This window comes from Nostoc sp. (genome assembly GCF_036917655.1).
Lineage (GTDB): Bacteria > Cyanobacteriota > Cyanobacteriia > Cyanobacteriales > Nostocaceae > Nostoc.
Genome location: NZ_JBALCY010000029.1, coordinates 146,385 through 166,870, shown reverse-complemented (window position 1 = coordinate 166,870; position 20,486 = coordinate 146,385). Strand labels below are relative to the sequence as shown.

Here is a 20,486-nt window from a genome sequence, read left to right as displayed (position 1 = left end):
TTATGTCTAAACGCAAGTTGCCCAAAGGCCGTAGTACCAGTTCAGTTGCTCTACAACCAGAAGTTGCGATCGCAGTTATTGGACTCTTTTCCGCAGCTGCTGACGGTGAAGGCATTTCTTCAACAGAAGAATATGCTTTAAGTGAATTTCTCAGCCGGGTTGGTTTATTTGAAGATTACTCTGACGAAGACTTTGAAGAGTTGACCGAAAAAGTTGTCAGCTTGATTGAAGAAGAAGAACCAGAAAATTTAATCGCCCAGTCCATCGAATCCTTATCTAATAAAGGTTATCGTGAAGCTGCATACATCGCAGCTATCTTAGTGGTGGGGATTGACGAAGAAGTACCCGAAAGTGAACAAGATTATATCTCTGAGCTTCAGGAAGCCTTAAAGATTTCAGACGAGCGAGCACAAGAACTTATAGACGGAGTGTTCGGGGAAGATGAAGATGAAGATGAAGATGAAGAAGATGAAGAGGAAGAATAAAAGTCTTAATTTCCTCCCGTCGAACTGACGTTAAAAAAATGCCACATAAAGGTATTATCATCAAGTAGTTTTAAGAACTATGTGATGACCAGAAAAATTTCTCTTGGCTTAATGCTGCTGTTTTTGGGTACTCAAATTGGTGTTACCCAGCCAGTAGCTAAAGCACAAACTCCAGTTGCACCAACAACTACCACAAAATCAATTTGCTCTACCCAACTGGGAACAGCGATCGATGCTGTAATCAATCGTCCTTTATTTAGTCGGGGGCGCTGGGGAATTTTGGTGCAACCCCTATCAACGGGGCCAACTCTTTACAGTCGGGATGCTCAGAAATATTTTACTCCTGCGTCTAACCTCAAGTTGTTGACAACAGCAGCTGCATTGCAGCAGTTGGGTGCTAATTTTCGGATTCGCACCTCTATTTATCAGAATGGTAACGGTGTTTTACGTGTTGTCGGTAGAGGAGATCCCAGCTTAAGTGATACTCAACTGCAAAAATTGGCACAGCAGCTAAAACAGAAAGGTATTACTCAAATTCAGCGATTGATAGCTGATGATAGTTATATTCAAGGTGATATTGTTAACCCCAGCTGGCAATGGGAAGATGTGCAGTCAGACTATGGCGCACCAGTCAGCAGCTTTATTCTAAATCAAAATATTTTTAGCTTAAAACTTGTACCGCAGGCTGTAGGTAAATCTTTACAAGTGGTGTGGATTGATGCTGGTGAGGCGAAACAATGGCGGACAATTAATCAGTCAGTAACTGTTGCCCAAAATCAACCAACCTACGTCAACGTTACCCGCGAATTATCAGGAACAGTATTACGAATTCAAGGACAACTGACAACAAATTCTGAACCATCTTTAATTGATTTGCCTGTAGTTGACCCTAATTATTACTTCTTACGGCGCTTCCGTACTGCTTTGGCAACAGAAAAAATTCCCTTGGGACAAACATTAGTAGTAAGTGGTGGTGTTAATCAACAGGAAATAGCATTTGTAGAGTCGCCACCTTTATCTGAATTATTAATGGAAACTCTTCAGAATAGTAATAATCTTTATGCTGAAGCACTTCTGAGAGCATTAGCTGTGAAAAAAACCAGAGTGAAAAATCAGACTAGCGCTGATGTAGGTTTGGAAGTTGTCAAAGCGAGTTTAACTCAATTGGGAGTTGATCCAGCAAATTATGTTTTAGTGGATGGTTCGGGTTTATCCCGTCGTGACTTAGTGACACCAGAAGCTTTTGTACAAACTTTGCGAGGAATAGCAAGAACACCAGCAGCATATGTGTATCGCGCATCTTTACCCGTGGCGGGTAAAAGTGGAACCTTAAAGGGCCGCTTTGAAAACACATCTGCTGAGGGCATTGTCCAAGCAAAAACAGGTACTTTAACGGGTGTGATTTCCCTATCTGGATATATGAATGCACCTAAATATGAGCCGTTGGTTTTTAGTATTATCGTCAATCAATCGGAGCAACCTACAACAGTTGTGCGCCAAGCTATTGATGAAATTGTTGTGTTGCTAGCACAGTTGCAGCATTGTTAACAAATGTTTAGAGATGCAAAATTTTGCGTCTCTATATTTGCTTACTCTGGTAACTAGTTGAAGCGATCGCAGTATAGTTCTGCCGTAACTTATTGACAACAAGGCTCTAGACTCCGAGCTATCACTTGGGCATGAACACAAAGACAATAATGTTTAGTAGTTTAGCGTAGTTGCAGTCTGCTTTATAACGACAATTATCTCAGTACTACCAATGAAAAATATGTGGCATAAATACCAGAGTTCTTAATATTACGTATTTTTACTGATTACAGTGCTTTTTAAAGGTGACTACGATAGAGCGCATAACAAATATGATGTGCCTTCAATTACGTGGCGTGTTATTACTCAACTTGAAATAGATAAACTCATTAGTTAGCTCTGACACAAAACCGAGATTACACAATAAAAATTGCTAGCTTTATTGGGTGTTACTTGCTTTAATGCATCATGATTGTTCATAGCAACCAGAACGCACCAAAAGTAGTGAATATTAACAAAACAAAGTTCAAAAGCTAGAACCAACCCTGAAGAAATGCTGATATAAACAGCTACCTAATCAAATAGCTGAAAACATTAGCAATCTGAATATATTCAAGATAATCACATGGGAATCAACCTACAAAAAGGGCAAAGTATCTCACTTTCTAAAGAAGCTCCTGGGCTAACAAAGCTGATGTGCGGACTAGGCTGGGATATAGCTAAACGTTCTGGCGGCGGTTTTTTTGGGGCTTTCAGTAATACTCAAGACTGCGACTTAGATGCTTCTGTAATCTGTTTAGATCAAAAGGGCAAAATAACAGATACAAGTAACGTTATTTACTTTAGTAATTTATCCCACAAATCAGGAGCTATTACCCATTTAGGTGATAATCTCACGGGTGCAGGAGCAGGTGATGACGAGCAGATTCTTGTAGATTTAACTCGGCTCCCAAAAGAGATTGTCAAACTAGTTTTTACGGTTAATATTTACGACTGTATTGCTCGTAAACAAGAATTTGCACAGGTGCAAAATGCCTTTGTGCGCCTGGTTAATACATCTAACAATCAAGAAGTTGCCAAGTATCATTTATCTGGGTCTGAATACAAAGGAATGACCGGGATGGTCATGGCTGAAATTTACAATCACAATAACGAGTGGAAAATGACAGCTATTGGTAACGGCATTAATGTTAATGGCTTAGAGGGACTTATGAGAGTCTATGCTTAACGACCTCTTGAGTGACTCAACTCAATAAAAACTCTGAATAAAATTCATTTTAGAAAAATAGGTAGTCATTATGTCAATTAACCTCAGCAAAGGCGAAAGAATCAATCTTTCAAAAGAAGCACCTAGCTTGAAAAACGCTGGAATTGGTTTAGGATGGGATGTCAACGTTACAGATACAGGTTCAGTTTTTGACCTTGATGCTTCTATATTTATGTTAGGTGCTAACGGGAAAATTCCTAACGAAAAATACTTTGTATTCTATAACAACTCACAATCACCAGATGGTTCTGTAAAACATGAGGGAGATAGCAAAACTGGAGAAGGTGTTGGGGACGATGAAACAATTCAGATTGATTTGAGTAAAGTTGATGCTTCAATTCAAGAAATAGTTTTTGTCGTCACTATACATGAAGCAGAGCAAAGAAAGCAAAACTTTGGGCAAGTCAGAAACTCGTTTATCAGAATTTATGACAACGCCACAGAAAAACAAATTGCTAAGTACGAATTAGAGGAAGAAGCTTCCGCAGAAACTGCAATTGAATTTGGTAAGCTTTATCGAAAAGATGGGGAATGGAGATTCCAAGCTGTCGGGGCTGGTTATAAATCAGGGCTGCAAAATTTTGTAGACCGATACGCCGCTTAGTAGCTATCTCATTAGTTAATCAAAAGGGAGTATTCATTGGTACTACTCCCTTTTTTTTGCGTAAAATAAATCACATAAATTTAATTTATAGGATGTATTAAAAATGGAAATTGAATTAAACAAAGGTGGTAGGTTCAATCTTTCTAAAGAAGTTCTGTATGAAAGACTGCTAAATGAATTTCCTAGTTGGATGAAACAGGCTAGATCAAAAGGGATTTTAAGTTAGGGTTCTGAAGCAAATATCGGATCAATAAGTAAGTCGGCGCAAATATTTCAAGCTATGTTAATAAATTTAAATCTATAGGGTGTGTTAGCGGAGGATAACGCACCATCAACAATCCAAGGTGCGTTATCCTCCGCTAACACACCCTACAATATTTTATTTTTACTTTATAAATAGCCTCTCAAGCCGTGGGAGTGTCAATAATTCGCAGTCCCATGATCACTAAGTCCCGTTCAACACTGTCAATTTCGGCAATTTTAGGTAAATGTCCCCAATGTTGAAAACCAAATGTTTCAAAAAGTTTTAAACTAGGTTGATTGTGGGCAAAAATTAAGCATACTAGGGTCTTTAAACCCAAACTAGAACTTTCGCTAATTGCTTGTGCTAATAGTTGTCGTCCCAAACCACACCGATGAAAGTGAGGGGCTATGTAAATACTAATTTCGGCAGTCGTACTATAGGCAGGCCGCCCATAAAAGGATTGGAAACTAAGCCATCCAGCAATTACTCCCTCTACTTCGATTACCCAAAGTGGGCGTTGTGAAGGCGATCGCTCTTTAAACCAAGAAAGGCGACTTTCCAAAGATACTGGCTCTAAATCAGCAGTTGCCATGCGGCTAGGAATTGCAGCATTATAAATTGCCACAATTGCAGGCAAGTCAGTTTCAGTCGCATGGCGAATAGTCATTGCTACCGTCTCGGAGAAAATCTTGAGAAAATATTCAAAAATAATACAGCGTTACGGAAGCCGGAACACTATCTCAGTAGAATAGTTTTGCCTCCCCGTCGCGCCGCTTGGATAGCAGCCGCAGTGACTCCGGTTCCTCCGGCGACAACTAAGATATCAGATGTATAGGTTTGATTATTGTAAAGACGCGATAAATCGCCGTCTTTACAATAATCGTTCGTCCTGACGGCGATTTATCGCATCTTTGGGATCTATTATTTTCATCAAATAACCTTAACCGAACCGTATTGAGATATCAGCTGTATAAGTTTGTATAGGTTTGATTAAGCATTTCTCACCTCGCTGGAGTTTCGACATTATTCTCCGCAGATACTTTGGCATCAGACAAGATAATTTATTTTTTTCGGATATTTCGTTTATGTAGTGTAGATTATTAATATAATGAATAAGATTGCCAGTGTAAATTGCATTGCTAACGACAAACGCCATAACATAGTAGGAGACAAATATGATGTTAAGACAGAATATGTCTTTAGATACTGTAATCTCTCCACAGCTAGAAGCTCAATCTATCAAAGAACTGGAGCGCATACTGAGCGTTAAAGATTTTCAGGCGAAACTGGTAGGAGCTAACGGAGAAAAAATTAACATTCCTGAGCCGATTTATCGAGTTCTGCTTCAAGTTGTCCACGCAATGGCATCAGGTAAGGCTATATCTATAATTCCTCAACAACAAGAATTGACGACACAACAAGCGGCCGAATATCTTAACGTATCACGTCCATACCTCATCAAGTTATTAGAACAAGGTGAAATTCCTCACATTAAGGTGGGTTCACATCGACGGGTTCGTTTTGATGATTTAATGAATTACAAACAACAGCGAGATGTGAAGCGCGATCAACTCTTAACTGAGCTAACTCAGATGAGCCAAGAAGCAGGATTCTACGAATAGGAGTAATTCAACCAACAAAATGCCTGAGCAGTTTGTTCTCTTAGACTCTTGTGTTATGTTCCCCATGTACCTGCGTGACATTCTACTTCGTTGTGCTAGGGCTGGTTGTTATTTACCTTATTGGTCGCAGGAAATTCTTGATGGTGCAACTCGGAACCTTGTAAAGACAGGGAAGATGTCCGTTGAGATAGCAATGAAGTTGGAGGGGAGAATTACAGCAGCCTTTCCAGAAGCAATGGTGGAAGTGCCAAATGGATTAGCTGAAATTATGACAAATCACCCTGGCGATCGCCATGTTCTGGCTGCTGCTGTCACAGCTAAGGCTGATATAATTGTCACATCAAATCTCAAGCATTTTCAAGCCAAGGATCTGGCTCATTGGGAAATAGAAGCGCAACACCCGGATACCTTTCTTACTCACCTTTACGATCTTGACCCAGACTCCATACTTCAAGTAATACAGCGATGGTATCCAGATTTAAAAAAGCCACCGCTGACTTTTGTCGAGCTACTTGATCGGCTCAACAAAGAAGTACCAATATTCGCCAGTAAGGTTTTATCGCATGAATACAGCCAGAGTGTTTTCCAAACTGCTAAAAAAGCCTTGGATAAGCTAGGCAAGGCAGCACCAGATGGTGGTAGATACTTTGAAGGAGAGCGCTATCGACTCTGGCAGAATCGCGGAGTTTTAACAATTACTGCTAAGGACAACCGAGGGGAGATTCTGCGGCTTCAGAATGGCACAATTCAAGGAAAGCTCTCATCAGAGGATATCAAGGCATTCCAAATCTTTGAACAAAGTTTAGAGCAACAATTAGAACAAGCTAAAACACAGAAATCCCAAAACTGATAGCCTAACGTTGACTGCTAATGTTACATCTAGTATCGTTGAGCGGGAAAAACCAACGTGAAAGCACAGGTATTTAGAGGCGTTAATCAACTGTCTTACGAAGATATCCCAGTTCCAACTCTGGAACCAGATGAAGTGCTGGTACAGGTGCGGGTTGTGGGGTTATGTCAGTCAGATATTAAAAAAATTCGTTATCCACTATATGAACCGCCGCGCATTTTTGGACATGAAACTGCCGGCACGATCGCAGCATTAGGCAATGATGTTAAAGGTTGGCAAGTTGGGCAACGGGTAGCGGTGATGCACCACATCCCCTGTATGCGTTGCGCCTACTGCCTAAATGATAATTTCTCCATGTGCGATGTCTACAAAAACATCTCCACAACCGCAGGCTTTAACGCTAGTGGTGGCGGTTTTGCCGATTATGTCAAAGTTCCCGGACATATTGTGGAAAACGGCGGGCTAATTCCCATCCCCGATCGCATCAGTTTTGAAGAAGCGAGTTTTGTAGAACCAACTAACTGCTGCTTGAAAGCTGTGAAAAAAGCCCAAATTGCTCCAGGACAAACTGTATTAGTTACTGGTGCTGGGCCGATTGGGTTAATGTTCATTATGTTGGTAAAGTATTTCGGAGCAAAAGCGATCGCTACCGATTTACTGCCCTCTAGAATTGAAAAAGCCTTGAGTGTCGGTGCAGAGGCGGCTTTTGATGCTCGTGACGCCGATTTACCAGCAAAAATCCATGCTCTAACTGGTGGAATGGGTGTTGATGTTACCCTGCTGGCTGTTCCTAGTGAGAAAGCCTTCTTTGAAGCACTTGATTGTACCCGCAAAGGTGGGAAAATCTTGTTTTTCGCCGAATTCCCTGATGAGGTGGAAATTCCCATCAACCCGAATATCCTCTACCGCCGAGAAATTGATTTGATCGGTAGTTATAGTTCATCTTATCGGCTTCAGAGTCTATCAGCTGATATTGTATTTAATCAGCAGATTGATGTACTAGCATTGATTAGCGATCGCTATCCATTAAAAGAATTATCAGCAGCTGTGGAAGTTGCGATCGCACCCACACCGGATACTTACAAAATCCTAATTTATCCGTAAAATAACGGAGGCATAGGGACGCATGGAAATTATTCTTTGCGTCCGTCTTCTTCCCTAGTACTTACGCACAAGAGATCCCCCAACCCCCTTAAAAAGTTGGCTCTTTGGTTCCCCCCCCTTTTTAACGGTGTACACACAAGTCTGAAATAGCTGATTAACCAGGATTTTACCCCACCCTAACCCTCCCCTTGGAAAGAGGAGGGAACTAGATTTCTTTTTTCCCCCTTTCCAAGGGGGGATTAAGGGGGGTAATCCAACTTGTGTGTACACGGTAGCCTTTTTAAGGGGGGATCGAGGTTTTAGGTTTTCACTGCGTAAGTCCTGCTTCTCTTATCCCCATCAGCCTCAAAAAAATGCTTATTACCCTAGTTGCAGTCGCCCTACTAGCTTTCTACGTCGCCTGGAATCTCGGAGCAAACGATGTTGCGAACGCAATGGGAACCTCTGTAGGTTCCAAAGCTGTCACCCTCAAACAAGCGCTAATAATTGCTGGGGTATTAGAGTTTACGGGTGCTGTATTGTTTGGGCATGAGGTAACGGAAACTCTAGCAACGAAAATTGCCAATCCCAGCTTATTCGCTGCTACACCCCAAATATTCGTTGTTGGGATGGTAACGGTACTAATTTCTTGTGGTGTGTGGTTGCAAATTGCCACATCACGCGGTTTACCAGTCTCATCTTCTCATGCCGTTGTTGGCGCGATCGCCGGATTTAGTTGGGTAGCTTTGGGAGTAAATGCTATTGATTGGTCATCAATTAAATTAATTACTATTGGCTGGATTTTGACACCGTTAATTAGTGGTGCGATCGCTGCTTTATTCTACAGTCAAATCAAGCACTGGATTTTGGATCAACCCAATCAAGTAGTGCAGTTACAAGAGTGGATTCCCTGGTTGAGTACTGTACTGCTAAGTGTATTTGGCGTGATTGTATTACCATCGCTGACTGAACCGCTAACCAATTTTGTAATTAAGCAAGTTGGTTTTACAATCCCTGCTTACGACATTCCACTGTTAACCGGTGCAGTAGCAGCAGTTGGACTCACAATCATTAGTTGGCGACAATTGGCAGAGACGGTAGATAAAGCAGTGACGGGAGAACTACTTCTCACTCTCCAGTCCCCAGTCCCCAGTCCCCAGTCCCTACTCCCTAATCCCGTTGAGCGCTTATTCGGACGATTCCAATTATTGAGTGCTTGCTTTGTAGCTTTTGCTCATGGTTCTAATGATCTGGGAAATGCGATCGCTCCTTTAGCTGCGATCGTCTACATCAATCGCACTGGTACCGTCCCTACAGATGGTATCACTATTCCCCTTTGGATTTTAATCCTTGGCGGTGCTGGTATTGTTGGTGGTTTAGCTGTCTGGGGTAAAAAAGTCATCGCCACTATTGGCGAAAATATTATTGCCTTGCAACCTAGTAGTGGATTTTGTGCCGAACTTGCGACTGCTACCACCATCCTCATCGCCTCGCGGCTAGGTTTACCAGTCTCCACCTCCCACGCTCTTGTCGGTGGTGTAGTTGGTATTGGACTAGTGCAAAATATCAAGTCGATTAAGTTCCAAACACTAAAAGGCATTGCCGCCGCATGGCTAATTACAATCCCCATGAGTGCTGGCCTTAGCGCTGCCATGTTTAGCATCGCCCGGATTTTGTTCCTCTAAGAATTATTAATATTTTCCTAACTTTTTCCTCAACTGCATCTACTCAAAGTAGAACCTAGACTGCAACAACAGACTGCAACAACGCCAAAAAAGCGTATTTTTGCAGAATTGTTGCTCATTCATTAGAATGTTGTGCAGGGGATAGCGTAACTTTGAATTTCCACAGAAGGATACTTTAATCTCCAAATGGAGATGTAAACTGTCACACAAGTTACATTCCACACGAATTTACAGCTAGTTTCGCAAGTCAGACAATTTGGTGGCGGTGTCTGGCGACAAGTCGGTTTGCGCCTACGCGCACGCATCTGCAAGTATTTGCCAATTACTATTGGCAGCAAAACAATAAATATTTATTTGGAGTGAGATTTCTTTAAAAGTAAAAATCTCATTGGCGAATATTATTGATGGAAATTAAACTGACCAAATACTTGTCAATGCTGAAGAGAAGACCGTGTAGTAGGCAGTGGGGCAAATTTGATGCTTTGCCAACCTGTGTCCAGTATGACAGAATTACGTTGAAATGCGGAAGTACTGTTAAAATTTTTAATTTATCTGACAAAATACAGGAAATAAGATGAGCGCCAATAAAGTGTACCGGAAGCAGCTTTATCGTCAACGTGTTAGAGGTTAGAAGCTAATGGGGCGATTCGAGAAGCAACCAGAAAACCCAAGAGTCAGAGGTGAGCTATCCAGAGCAGCAGAAAATGCTCTTTGGGCTGTAGTTGAAGACTTAGAAAATCTTCAGCAGAATGTCCTCAGAGGGTTGCAGGAAGACGTAAAGCGGCTTCAGTCAGAAAAAAATCGGTTATCTGATGACATTCAAAGCTTGGTAGAGGAAAAAGAGCATTTACAACAAGTGCGCCAAATCACTGAGCAGCAAGTGTTAATTCGTCAACTGGCAGAAGTTCTGGCAAAGCATATATCTTCACAACTGCAATCCTCTCTGGCAACTTTAGCTAACCAAACCATAGAGGGCAAATCTTACGAACAAGCTGCGCTGAAGTCCGCTGAAGTAAGCAGCAATGTAGTAGGTGAAATCAATGAAAAAGTCGAACACATGTTTGACAGCCTGGATGACACCGTTACTGTTACCTTTAACTCGCTGCAACAGGAGCTGAAGAACTATCAAAGTAATCTTTCCCAACAGTTGTCACGGATGTACAGCCAGCAGCAGCAAGGGGAAACGATTTTGGCGGAGTTTGTTAATCGCCTGCATGGAGAACTAGAAAAAACTATAGAAGAAACTTCACGCAAACCAGCAACAGCAGGTACACCTACTGTTTTGCAGTTTACGGAGCCAGAGAAAAACAGTTCTTTTGAGACATCCCCGCCACCATTTGCCGAAGTAGTAAGAAATTCTTCTGAGCAAATTTCCCCGATCCCGAATAAATTTTCACAAGGGGAAACTAAATCAGAACCGACCGTTGTTAGAGAAAACGCCGCGAACCCAATTTCTGTCCCCAGCAAAGACTTGTCCCAAAGGGAAACGAAATCAGAGCCGACCATTGGTAGAGAAAACGCCGCGAACCCAATTTCTGTCCCCAGCAAGGACTTGTTCCAAAGGGAAACGAAATCAGAACCGACCGTTGTTAAAGAAAACGCCGCGAACCCAATTTCTGTCCCCAGCAAAGACTTGTCCCAAAGGGAAACGAAATCAGAGCCGAGCATTGGTAGAGAAAACGCCACGAACCCAATTTCTGTCCCCAGCAAAGACTTGTCCCAAAGGGAAACGAAATCAGAACCGACCGTTGTTAAAGAAAACGCCACGAACCCAATTTCTGTCCCCAGCAAAGACTTGTCCCAAAGGGAAACGAAATCAGAGCCTCCTACTGCTGTAGTTCCGCCACCAAAGGACAATGCCACCGAACCAATTTCTGTCCTCAATGAGGACTTAGCGGAAAATCAAACTACATCAGAGCCTCCGACTGCATCCGTGCTACATCCGAGAGTAATACAATCTTCACAAAAGAGAAACGCTGCTGAACCAATTTCTGTTCTCCGCAGGAACGTGTCACAGAGCAAAGCTAAATCTTCACCGACCACTGCGCTAGAGCCGCAGCCGGAAGCAAAACCCCCACAATCACGATCGCCTAATTCCTCCGGCTTATCGCAGCTCCAAATCGGTTTCTTGTTGATTGTCTTATCGGCAGTGGTATCGTCACTTTATAACGTAGCCATCAAGGTAATTTTCCATGAAGGTTCCCAGATTTTTGGAGTATTAGAGGTAGAGCGGTTGCTGCCGCCGACTTTGGGCAATACTCTGTTAATTTTGACGCTCCGGTTTATGGTAGTAGTACCACTGATGCTACTGTTGTCTCCTATATTGCATCCAAGACTGTGGCAAGACTTAGAAAACTTGGCCGCTTCAGTCCGAGGAAATCCCACACCTACTAATGCAGCTACCAAGCAGATTTTGCTGTTGTCGATTGTAAGTGGGGGCTTTTTGTTTTTGTCTCAGGTGCTAATCTACATTGCGATCGCTCAAGTCACAACTGGAATGGCGATCGCACTGTTCTTTGTCTATCCAATGGTTAGTGGTTTATTGTCGTGGTTTCTGTTTCGCGATCGCCCTACCATATTCCGCATCAGTGCGATCGCCGCGATTTGCTGCGGTGAATTGTTGGTTTTGGGAGGTTCTCCCAGCACAGGTATGGGTAATACTTCAATGGGAAGCAGCACTGCCATTCTTTCGGGCGTGGCTTTTGCTGCCTACATAATTCTGACGCGGCATTGTGCTAGCAAACTGCATCCTGTGACTCTTACTTTAATTAACTTCGCTACCATGTTACTGTTGAGCTTTATCTGCTTGATGCTACCTTTACCAAGCAGTTGGAACTTGGTAGTTGACCCCTCTAAAATGCTGGAACTGGTTTTAAGTGCATTTATTTTGGGTGTGCTGACTCTTGCGGGCTATTTGCTGAACAATGTTGGTATCAGTAAACTAGGTGCCTCACGATCAGCGATCATCGGTGGTAGCATCCCAGTTTTAACCGTGATTTTTGCTGGGTTAATCATTCAAGAAAATTTGGATATTGTGCAAATTCTGGGTGTGTTGTTAGTAACCTTTGGCGCAGCGGCTTTCAGCTTTGAAACAATGCGAAATCAGGTTAAACCCTCTAGTCCCACGAATTAAATGGCGAGTTCAATCAGTTTAGGTGTGGTGGGAGCCACTTTACCTCCCATCACTCTCAGCGTGAATCCTGACGCTAATACGCCTACTTGTAACTTCTCTAAACTAATGCGATCGCAGGTATTCTATATATTTAGATATTAAATTTCTATATCTATAAAAAAATCTGAGCAGTCAGCGTCAATCAGATTTAGTGGATATTTGATGCGTATAGAGACGTTGCATTACAACGTCTCTACTGTATAGCAGTTTTCAATTGCGTGAAGCAGGGGCGCACAGCTAGCTGTGTGCCCCTACTTTGTACCTCATTCATAGATGCGTAGCGGCTTAAGGCAGGGTACGAGAACCGTTATAAGCCAATACGCTTGGGTTAAGGGAACGTTCGCGAACAGCGTCCCGTAGGGAAGTGAAACCCAACAAACCACGAAAAATGTTGGGTTTCGTTCCTCAAACGCCACTTGCTTCTCCTAAGGGAGACGCTGCGCGTAGCTTGCTTCCCCGTAGGGGTACAAGTCGGGAAACCGCAAGGGCGCAGTGGCTCCCCAACCTACGCAGGTTTTGGTTTTGGCTTTAACCCAAGCGTATTGAGTTATAAGCGATTAATATTCTATATTTTATGGATTTAGCTTGATACAGGTGCGGATAACACTTGTATACAAGAAGTAATCAGAATAACTTGACTTGTAATATATTTTTATGGATTTAGCCTGATACAGGTAGGGAAAACACGTATATATAAGCAGTATGAGTAGTACTGACTCCAGCAATTGAGCACGAGTCATTGCTCACAGAAGAAATTGGCAAGAAGTTAAGACCATTGCAGCACGTTTTGGAACTAGGAGATAAAGAAGTAGCAGAAATCTTTAGAGTAACCCGTTTTTCAAGCGTGGGACATTAAGTAAGTGGGCAAGAATAAATTAAACTATGTTACCCAATGTAAAATTAATGAAATTGTCTTATAGTAAGGCCTTCAGCCTTTAAAATCGGGCTGGAGCCGCTTACTACAAACCTTTAATTAGTCACGTCCACTGACTTCTTGTGTTTGGTGAGATGGTATCTTTATTTCTGTTGTTCTGTACTAGTCAATTTTGGTCTGCGATCGCCCAGACGCCTAGAGAAAGAAGCTTATATCGTAGTCTGCTGCGGATTCGCCTCCTTTTATAGCAACAAACTATAGGACTCATATTTGATTTTTGAAAAAACTCAGTACAACTCAAAGAGGCTTCTTCCCTACTCCCCACTCCCTACTCCCTACTCCCTACTCCCAGCCTACGCAAATAATTTCAGAAATCAAATCGGATTGCTATATCTACGCAATTCAAGTCTCTCAAAGAGATAAAACAGCGAGGTAAAAACCTACTTTAAAGTAGCCAATGAATTAGTTAAATCATAAAATTTTAAAATTATTTCATGAAGGAAATATAAATTCATTGAGAAAAAACCTCTAAATAATTATCAGATGGAATCCAATATGTTTTATTATATGTATGGCTAGTAACTCATCTTGAGGTTATTAGCATGATCAACAAAGCCTTATAGCTATGCGATTAAGTCTGAATTAATCGCGGGGTTTTGTGTCTAATCATCAACGCAAAAAGGTAAATTAGACTTGGATTTAGGAGTCAGCAGAAAATATCATCAAACCTTGATTTAACAAAGATATAAATTATTTAAATACGCATTATTTTTACAACTAAAAACAGATAATTTTATTCACAATCTAAAAAACAATGATATGATAGGGAACGATATTTGAAAAAGAACAGGTGTTTTGAAATTGGAATTATTTGCTCTACTTGATGTCTACTATCTTCCCTCAAGCCAACGGCTGATACTGCCGAGACATCACTGGAGGTTGTGAAGGGGATGATAATTCACAATGAGCCGTGTGGCTCAACCTCTAAATATGGCTACACCTGGTAGGCGATTTATTTTTAGACTACTCCTAATTATTTCTAGTCACCTGTGTACTACAAAGAATTCACCAAAGCTGAAAAAAACCATCTTTTTCGAGTAACAGATATCCCTGATGAACCGCGCAAACTAGTTTTTACTCCGAGTCGGCATAGTGCCATAATTAGGTGTAAGCAGCTTGAGGTTGTTGCTCTTAAAAGATGAGAAAAAGCTCAGAGAACTTAAAGGCTTTGTAGATTACTTGCAACACAGTTGACTTTTGGGAAGTAACGCCGTCAAGCTGGATTTGGTAATGTCTGTAATTTTCCGGTCAGATGTAGAGACAGTTATAGTAACAACCACTGAATCTGCTTATGTACCACAAAATATGCGAAAATGGTAGTTTGCGCTACCACCAATCTGATAGTTATCGCATACTAATATAGTTTGAAGTAAAGACATTGCCTTCAGCCAGGTGTATACTACCGATTTTCACTCGATTAAAAACTGTGTAAACGTGCTATTCAATTGTCTGTAATATGAGTAACGACATAGATCTGATCAAACGTCTTGACCCCAGTGCGATGGATCAGATCATGCTTTATCTGGCTTTTAGTGCCATGCGGACGAGTGGGCACAGGCATGGGGCATTTTTAGACGCAGCCGCAACGGCAGCAAAGTGTGCAATTTACATGACCTATCTGGAGCAGGGACAAAACCTGCGGATGACAGGGCATTTGCACCACCTGGAACCAAAACGCGTAAAAATTATTGTAGAAGAAGTCAGACAGGCGCTAACAGAAGGCAAACTGTTAAAGATGCTGGGTTCTCAGGAACCTCGCTATCTGATTCAATTGCCTTATGTCTGGCTAGAAAAATATCCTTGGCAACCGGGGCGATCGCGCGTTCCTGGTAGCAGTCTGACAAGCGAAGAAAAAAGACAAATTGAGCAGAAACTGCCAAGTAATCTACCTGATGCCCAGTTAGTTAGCTCTTTTGAGTTTCTGGATTTGATTGAGTTTTTGCACAGGCGATCGCAAGAAGACTTGCCACCCGAACACCAAATGCCTTTGAGTGAAGCCTTGGGTGAGCATATCAAGCGCCGTCTACTCTACTCAGGAACGGTAACACGCGTTGATTCTCCTTGGGGAATGCCCTTCTACGCTCTTACCCGTCCTTTTTATGCCCCAGCAGACGATCAAGAACGCACTTACATCATGGTGGAAGATACCGCTCGGTATTTCCGCATGATGAAAAATTGGGCAGAACGGCGACGAAATGCCATGCGCTTACTGGAAGAACTTGATATCCTCCCAGAAAAAATGGAGCAGGCTATGGAAGAATTGGATGAAGTTATCCGAGCCTGGGCAGATAAATATCACCAAGACGGAGGTATTGCGGTGATTTTACAGACAGCTTTTGGCGAAAGAGAGGACTAGTAGCACTACGCAAAATTCAAAAGCTTACTTTACAAGCTTTCCACTGATTTTGTCCCTTGCTTCAAAGTAGGGGGATGGTTGGTCTATTTACATTGTAATACTGTACTATTAGTACAAAAGTCACAATTAGTTTTGTGACTTTTGTATTGTAAGTATTTAGTTTGCACAATTTGCAAGCATAGGGCAATTATGACGGGTTTTATATAAATATTGTTGCTTTAGTCATAGTAGTACTTTGTCAAGCTAGTTTTGAGGGTTTGTAGTGAGTAATTTAGTCCTTATTTTCTAAGCACTAAATTGTTCACTACGAACTTGCTTACCCATGAATTGAAACTTTACAGACTAGTAGGGTGGGCGTTTTAATGCCCACCCTACTAATTAACCTGTATTCTCAGTCAATTAAAAAGCACTGTAATTTAATTAGTGCCTGGCTGCGTTGGAATAATCGGTTGCGTTGGAATAATCGGTTGCCTTGGAACAATCGGTTGCGTTGGAAATGGGGTAGTCTCCATACTTGGACTTGATCCCGAAGGGATTATAGTCGACGGTGTAGACGAAGATGAAGCACCAACAACACTATCACTAGCACTGATACAAGTATCCAACGCCTGGGTAGGGGGAAGGTCCATTTGACTACGCAAGCCAACCACACACTGACCAAAGCGCACGGGCAACAAACTACGACCACAGTAATCTAAAACTGCCGGATTAGCTGCTTCCTTGGTACTTAAGCTGACGCCAACTACACAGGTAGCTAACTCTTCAGGACGCCGGGCCTTCTCACAAGAAGAAAGCGCATCCGTCGCGGCAATTTGGGTTTCCTTGTTGATTTTAACCACGCAAGCAGCCAAATCCCTTGGACGCAGTGCTGCTGCACAACCTTGTGATGCCGCTTCTGCCGTTACACTCACGCTCAGAAGGCGACCTGCACAGACACTATAATCATTGCTGTAAGAGGCAGCAACAGCCACATTAGGCAAGATCGTTGTCAACCATCCAGCTATAGCTAAAACTGGTATTGTTAAATTCCTGGAGGTGGAACTGGCTTGTTTGTTCTTACCTCTACTAACCACTTTTTTGCTGTGTGACATTGCCATTCTCCAAACACCCAAGGTTATGCTAACTCAAATATTTTAAAAATCCTCTACAATCAAAGAATTTCAGCGTGAGCAAGGTATAGATATAATTAATTATGCCGGAAATTGTGTTAGTATAACTGTTTGAAAGATAAGTAGGCAACGTAAAAAGTGTTTCAGAGTAAGAATACTGCGTAAACCAATCTGATGATTGAGTTGCCTACGAAACTAAATAAACACAAAAAACTTATTGGCAGGAGTACGGCGGGGCACGTCGGAATTCAGGCTTGGAAGCTAGTGTGTCGGCTCTACCGACTTAAAGCAACTGGCGTAAAAGTTGATGCCTCTACTTTGGTAGGATACGTCATACCAAGGCAAGCAACCTCAAAAAAGCAAGAATCCCCTGATTTCTAATCAGTGGAATGTCAAAATGGAATGTTTGGGTAAAGTTTAAACAGGATTAGATTAAGGAAACTCATGTCCCGATATAGAGGGCCACGCCTCAGAATTGTCCGTCGCTTGGGCGACTTACCAGGATTGACTCGTAAAAGCGCCAGACGCGCTTACCCCCCAGGGCAGCATGGTCAGAACCGCAAGAAGCGCTCTGAGTATGCTATCCGTCTAGAGGAAAAGCAAAAGCTCCGCTTCAACTACGGTTTGACTGAAAAGCAATTGCTACGCTATGTACGCAAAGCCAGACGTGTTACTGGTTCTACGGGACAAGTGCTGCTGCAATTGCTAGAAATGCGCTTGGATAATACCGTTTTCCGTTTGGGTATAGCCCCGACTATCCCAGCAGCTCGTCAACTGGTGAATCACGGTCACGTAACTGTTAACGGTCGTGTGGTTAATATTGCCAGCTACCAATGCCGTCCTGGAGAAGTAATTGCGGTGAGGGATCGGGCACAATCACGGAAGTTGGTGGAAGCTAACTTGCAATATCCCGGTTTGGCCAACCTCCCCAGTCATTTGGAGTTTGACAAAGCTAAGTTGGTTGGTAAAGTCAACAGTGTTATTGAACGTGAATGGGTGGCACTACAAGTTAATGAACTACTTGTGGTGGAATACTACTCACGACAAGCGTAAGTAGAGACGCGATTAATCGCGTCTCTACAGGAGTTATGAGTTATGAGTTGAAAGACGAGAATTCCTAACTCCTCACTTTTAACTCCTAACTATTTTCATCCGCCAATTTGCGACATGGTACGGGTATATGTACCTAAAATGCCAGAATCGCGCTCTTTAAAGTTAATTTCTGGCTTGATTCCGAGTAAATCCCTCACCTGCTCTTGTAATTGAGCGGTGCTGATACCAGAACGCAGAGCAGTTTTTAAATCTATTTGACCAGTTTCATTCAATAAACAAGGACGCAGCCAGCCATCAGCACTCAGGCGCATCCGGTTACAACGATCGCAAAAACATTCTGACATCTGACTAATAAATCCCAGTGTCCCCTTCGCACCGGGAATTTGAAAGACATCAGCAGGGCCAGCACCACGAACTTGGGATTCTGTCAAGCCCCAGCGATCGCGGATTTGTTGCCGTAACTCGGCTGAAGATACCCAACCGCGATCGCCAAACAAATGCACATTACCAATGGGCATAAATTCAATAAATCTAACGTGCCACTGTTTGTCAATTGTCAGGGCGGCTAAATCTAGAATTTCGTGGTCATTAACGCCAGGAATCACCACCACATTCAGCTTCAGGGGGTCGAATCCGACGCGATGGGCAGCTTGAATCCCCTGCCAAACTTGTTGCCAACGAGAACGCCCCTGATTACCGATAATTTGGTCAAAAATGTCGGAATCAAGAGAGTCTAGACTAATATTAATTCGTCGCAGACCAGCATTGTAGAGGTTTTGTGCCATCGGAGCCAGCAAAAACCCGTTGGTGGTCATTGAGAGGTCTTGAGTTTGGGGAAAAGAAGCGATCGCACTAACCAAATCCACCACACGCGGACGCAATAAGGGTTCACCCCCAGTCAAACGAAACCGATTAAAGCCTACTGGAATAAATATCTCTTGAATTAAGGTGAGCAGTTCTTCATCACTCAATAGCTGTTGCTTGAGAATATAGTCCAGTTCTACTCCTTCTGGCATACAGTATTGACAACGAAAATTGCAGCGATCAATTAAGCTAATTCGGAGGTAGTCTACCTGGTTCATCGTTTTATTTTTATTGTCTTCGATTAATTAAAGACCTCACCGAATTTTAGATTTTAAATTTTGGATAATGGAATTGGATAATTCAAAATCCAAAATTTAAAAAGGTCTGAGACTTGCGAATTTAAATGCGAGAACAAATCTAAAATTCTGGCTCGAAAGCCAATGCATTCATGCGACGTGGCTCAATCTAAAATCCAAAATCCAAAATCCAAAATTGAGTTACTGAGGTAATTTACCCCTTGCTACTATTTTGCTGTAATTCAAGATACCGCACCACCTCTTAGGTTAGAATCTACAGATTGTGGCATAATAAGCCGACCGCATCTACTAGTTAGTCATCAATCGTGCAAGACACCGACTCCATCAACGACCTTGCTGCTGCTTTACTACAGCCAGCAGATATCAGCTTTGAACTGCCCGATCCAGAAGATGAACAGATTCTAGAGTCAGATTTTCAACAGCAGCTAGAAATAGCTTGGCAGGTATGCGATCGCTTTGATTTGCAAACTGAAATCTGGCGGGGGCGAATTTTACGGGCGATCCGCGACAGAGAGAAAGTCGGTGGTGACGGACGCGGTACTGGCTTTCTGCGATGGCTAAAAGAGCGGGAAATCAGTAAAAGTCAAGCTTATGCCTGGATTCAACTGGCGAATAGTGCCGATACTCTTATCGAAGATGGTAAACTTGACCCCAGTTCTGTGAACAACTTCAGTAAACGGGCTTTTGTCGAAACCTCCAAAGCATCTCCAGAAGTGCAACAGATGGTGAGTGAAGCCGCCCAAAAAGGCGATCGCATCACTAGGCGGGAAGTGCGTCAACTCAGCGATGAATGGACAGCCATGTCCTCAGATTTATTACCCGAATCAGTTAAGGAAAAAGCAGCAGATAACACCCTTCCCCCGCGCTACATCGCCCCACTGGTGAAGGAAATGGAAAAACTGCCAGAATCGCACCAAAAGTTTATCCAAAAGGAAATTGCTGCTAACCCTGATGTGGATACCCTTAAACAGGTAACTACCGAAGCGCGTAACTTGGCGAAATATCTCAAAGGGGCGGCTCAAGTTCAGGCGCTGACGAAAGAAGATGTTGATATTGAAACTGCCTTAGAAGAAGCGCAAAGAGTCGGCTGTTTGAGCATTGCTGCTGATTTAGTAAATCAAGCATCGCAGATTGAACAAACGATCGCTAAACTTTACATGACTTGGAAACGGATCGGTAATTTAGCAGATCGATTATATGTAGATACAGGTGCAAGTACACCCAACTTGCGATCGCTCCTCACTTGCTTAGAACCTCTGGGTGGTGAAATCATGGAATTGCAACTTAGTGGTGCGACTGAACACACTATTCGTTTGCAAATTCAGGAGACGAGTTAGAAAATAGAGACGCGATTAATCGCGTCTGTACAGGAGT

At 42.5% G+C, this 20,486-nt stretch carries 17 protein-coding genes; 14 read left to right on the top strand and 3 right to left on the bottom strand.

The window, feature by feature from the left end:
- Window positions 1–2 precede the first annotated feature (2 nt).
- The 4 genes from V7K30_RS12965 to V7K30_RS12950 all read left to right on the top strand — a co-directional run bounded on the left by V7K30_RS12965 (window position 3) and on the right by V7K30_RS12950 (window position 3,883).
- Complete coding sequence (locus V7K30_RS12965) at window positions 3–485, top strand: tellurite resistance TerB family protein (protein ID WP_334999677.1); 483 nt, start codon at window positions 3–5, stop codon at window positions 483–485.
- An 84-nt stretch (window positions 486–569) separates the two neighbouring features.
- Window positions 570–2,033, top strand: a complete 1,464-nt coding sequence (gene dacB / locus V7K30_RS12960; protein WP_334999675.1) for a D-alanyl-D-alanine carboxypeptidase/D-alanyl-D-alanine endopeptidase — start codon at window positions 570–572, stop codon at window positions 2,031–2,033.
- 604 nt (window positions 2,034–2,637) lie between these two features.
- Window positions 2,638–3,240 carry a TerD family protein gene (locus tag V7K30_RS12955; protein WP_334999673.1) on the top strand — a complete coding sequence of 201 codons (603 nt, stop codon included), beginning with the start codon at window positions 2,638–2,640 and terminating at the stop codon, window positions 3,238–3,240.
- Between the two features lie 70 nt (window positions 3,241–3,310).
- Complete coding sequence (locus tag V7K30_RS12950) at window positions 3,311–3,883, top strand: TerD family protein (protein WP_334999671.1); 573 nt, start codon at window positions 3,311–3,313, stop codon at window positions 3,881–3,883.
- A 404-nt stretch (window positions 3,884–4,287) separates the two neighbouring features.
- Here V7K30_RS12950 and V7K30_RS12945 read toward each other — a convergent pair whose 3' ends face one another.
- Entirely contained in the window at window positions 4,288–4,794 is a 507-nt protein-coding gene (locus V7K30_RS12945; RefSeq protein ID WP_334999669.1) for a GNAT family N-acetyltransferase, read from the bottom strand.
- On the opposite strand from V7K30_RS12945, the gene V7K30_RS12940 reads away from it, so the two are divergent.
- From V7K30_RS12940 to hetR, 8 genes are all read left to right on the top strand, one after another.
- Window positions 4,780–4,962, top strand: a complete 183-nt coding sequence (locus V7K30_RS12940) for a hypothetical protein (protein WP_334999667.1) — start codon at window positions 4,780–4,782, stop codon at window positions 4,960–4,962. The genes V7K30_RS12945 and V7K30_RS12940 overlap by 15 nt on opposite strands.
- Before the next feature lie 340 nt (window positions 4,963–5,302).
- Entirely contained in the window at window positions 5,303–5,749 is a 447-nt protein-coding gene (locus V7K30_RS12935; protein WP_334999665.1) for a helix-turn-helix domain-containing protein, read from the top strand.
- A gap of 19 nt (window positions 5,750–5,768) precedes the next feature.
- Window positions 5,769–6,599: a PIN domain-containing protein gene (locus tag V7K30_RS12930; protein WP_334999663.1), complete on the top strand. Its 831-nt coding sequence runs from the start codon at window positions 5,769–5,771 to the stop codon at window positions 6,597–6,599.
- 57 nt (window positions 6,600–6,656) lie between these two features.
- The gene (locus V7K30_RS12925) at window positions 6,657–7,703 is read left to right on the top strand and encodes a zinc-dependent dehydrogenase (protein ID WP_334999661.1); all 1,047 of its coding nucleotides are present in this window, start codon (window positions 6,657–6,659) and stop codon (window positions 7,701–7,703) included.
- A gap of 353 nt (window positions 7,704–8,056) precedes the next feature.
- Window positions 8,057–9,367, top strand: a complete 1,311-nt coding sequence (locus tag V7K30_RS12920; protein ID WP_334999659.1) for an inorganic phosphate transporter — start codon at window positions 8,057–8,059, stop codon at window positions 9,365–9,367.
- A gap of 637 nt (window positions 9,368–10,004) precedes the next feature.
- Entirely contained in the window at window positions 10,005–12,500 is a 2,496-nt protein-coding gene (locus V7K30_RS12915; protein WP_334999657.1) for an EamA family transporter, read from the top strand.
- Complete coding sequence (locus V7K30_RS12910; protein ID WP_334999655.1) at window positions 12,501–12,641, top strand: hypothetical protein; 141 nt, start codon at window positions 12,501–12,503, stop codon at window positions 12,639–12,641.
- A gap of 2,288 nt (window positions 12,642–14,929) precedes the next feature.
- Window positions 14,930–15,829, top strand: a complete 900-nt coding sequence (hetR, locus tag V7K30_RS12905; protein ID WP_334999653.1) for a heterocyst differentiation master regulator HetR — start codon at window positions 14,930–14,932, stop codon at window positions 15,827–15,829.
- A 416-nt stretch (window positions 15,830–16,245) separates the two neighbouring features.
- On the opposite strand, the gene V7K30_RS12900 is transcribed toward hetR, so the two are convergent.
- The gene (locus tag V7K30_RS12900; RefSeq protein WP_442941060.1) at window positions 16,246–16,920 is read right to left on the bottom strand and encodes a hypothetical protein; all 675 of its coding nucleotides are present in this window, start codon (window positions 16,918–16,920) and stop codon (window positions 16,246–16,248) included.
- Between the two features lie 462 nt (window positions 16,921–17,382).
- Between V7K30_RS12900 and rpsD the strand changes: the two genes are divergently transcribed.
- Window positions 17,383–17,991 carry a 30S ribosomal protein S4 gene (rpsD, locus tag V7K30_RS12895; RefSeq protein ID WP_334999647.1) on the top strand — a complete coding sequence of 203 codons (609 nt, stop codon included), beginning with the start codon at window positions 17,383–17,385 and terminating at the stop codon, window positions 17,989–17,991.
- Between the two features lie 95 nt (window positions 17,992–18,086).
- On the opposite strand, the gene moaA is transcribed toward rpsD, so the two are convergent.
- On the bottom strand, window positions 18,087–19,073 hold the full coding sequence (moaA, locus tag V7K30_RS12890; RefSeq protein WP_334999645.1) for a GTP 3',8-cyclase MoaA: 987 nt from the start codon (window positions 19,071–19,073) through the stop codon (window positions 18,087–18,089).
- A gap of 344 nt (window positions 19,074–19,417) precedes the next feature.
- On the opposite strand from moaA, the gene V7K30_RS12885 reads away from it, so the two are divergent.
- Window positions 19,418–20,449, top strand: a complete 1,032-nt coding sequence (locus V7K30_RS12885) for a hypothetical protein (protein WP_334999643.1) — start codon at window positions 19,418–19,420, stop codon at window positions 20,447–20,449.
- Window positions 20,450–20,486 lie beyond the last annotated feature (37 nt).

Coding starts and splice junctions, on each gene's coding strand:
- V7K30_RS12965 (WP_334999677.1), top strand. CDS start 3: ATGTCTAAACGCAAGTTGCCCAAAGGCCGTAGTACCAGTTCAGTTGCT.
- dacB (WP_334999675.1), top strand. CDS start 570: ATGACCAGAAAAATTTCTCTTGGCTTAATGCTGCTGTTTTTGGGTACT.
- V7K30_RS12955 (WP_334999673.1), top strand. CDS start 2,638: ATGGGAATCAACCTACAAAAAGGGCAAAGTATCTCACTTTCTAAAGAA.
- V7K30_RS12950 (WP_334999671.1), top strand. CDS start 3,311: ATGTCAATTAACCTCAGCAAAGGCGAAAGAATCAATCTTTCAAAAGAA.
- V7K30_RS12940 (WP_334999667.1), top strand. CDS start 4,780: ATGGCGAATAGTCATTGCTACCGTCTCGGAGAAAATCTTGAGAAAATA.
- V7K30_RS12945 (WP_334999669.1), bottom strand. CDS start 4,794: ATGACTATTCGCCATGCGACTGAAACTGACTTGCCTGCAATTGTGGCA.
- V7K30_RS12935 (WP_334999665.1), top strand. CDS start 5,303: ATGATGTTAAGACAGAATATGTCTTTAGATACTGTAATCTCTCCACAG.
- V7K30_RS12930 (WP_334999663.1), top strand. CDS start 5,769: ATGCCTGAGCAGTTTGTTCTCTTAGACTCTTGTGTTATGTTCCCCATG.
- V7K30_RS12920 (WP_334999659.1), top strand. CDS start 8,057: ATGCTTATTACCCTAGTTGCAGTCGCCCTACTAGCTTTCTACGTCGCC.
- V7K30_RS12915 (WP_334999657.1), top strand. CDS start 10,005: ATGGGGCGATTCGAGAAGCAACCAGAAAACCCAAGAGTCAGAGGTGAG.
- V7K30_RS12910 (WP_334999655.1), top strand. CDS start 12,501: ATGGCGAGTTCAATCAGTTTAGGTGTGGTGGGAGCCACTTTACCTCCC.
- hetR (WP_334999653.1), top strand. CDS start 14,930: ATGAGTAACGACATAGATCTGATCAAACGTCTTGACCCCAGTGCGATG.
- V7K30_RS12900 (WP_442941060.1), bottom strand. CDS start 16,920: ATGTCACACAGCAAAAAAGTGGTTAGTAGAGGTAAGAACAAACAAGCC.
- rpsD (WP_334999647.1), top strand. CDS start 17,383: ATGTCCCGATATAGAGGGCCACGCCTCAGAATTGTCCGTCGCTTGGGC.
- moaA (WP_334999645.1), bottom strand. CDS start 19,073: ATGAACCAGGTAGACTACCTCCGAATTAGCTTAATTGATCGCTGCAAT.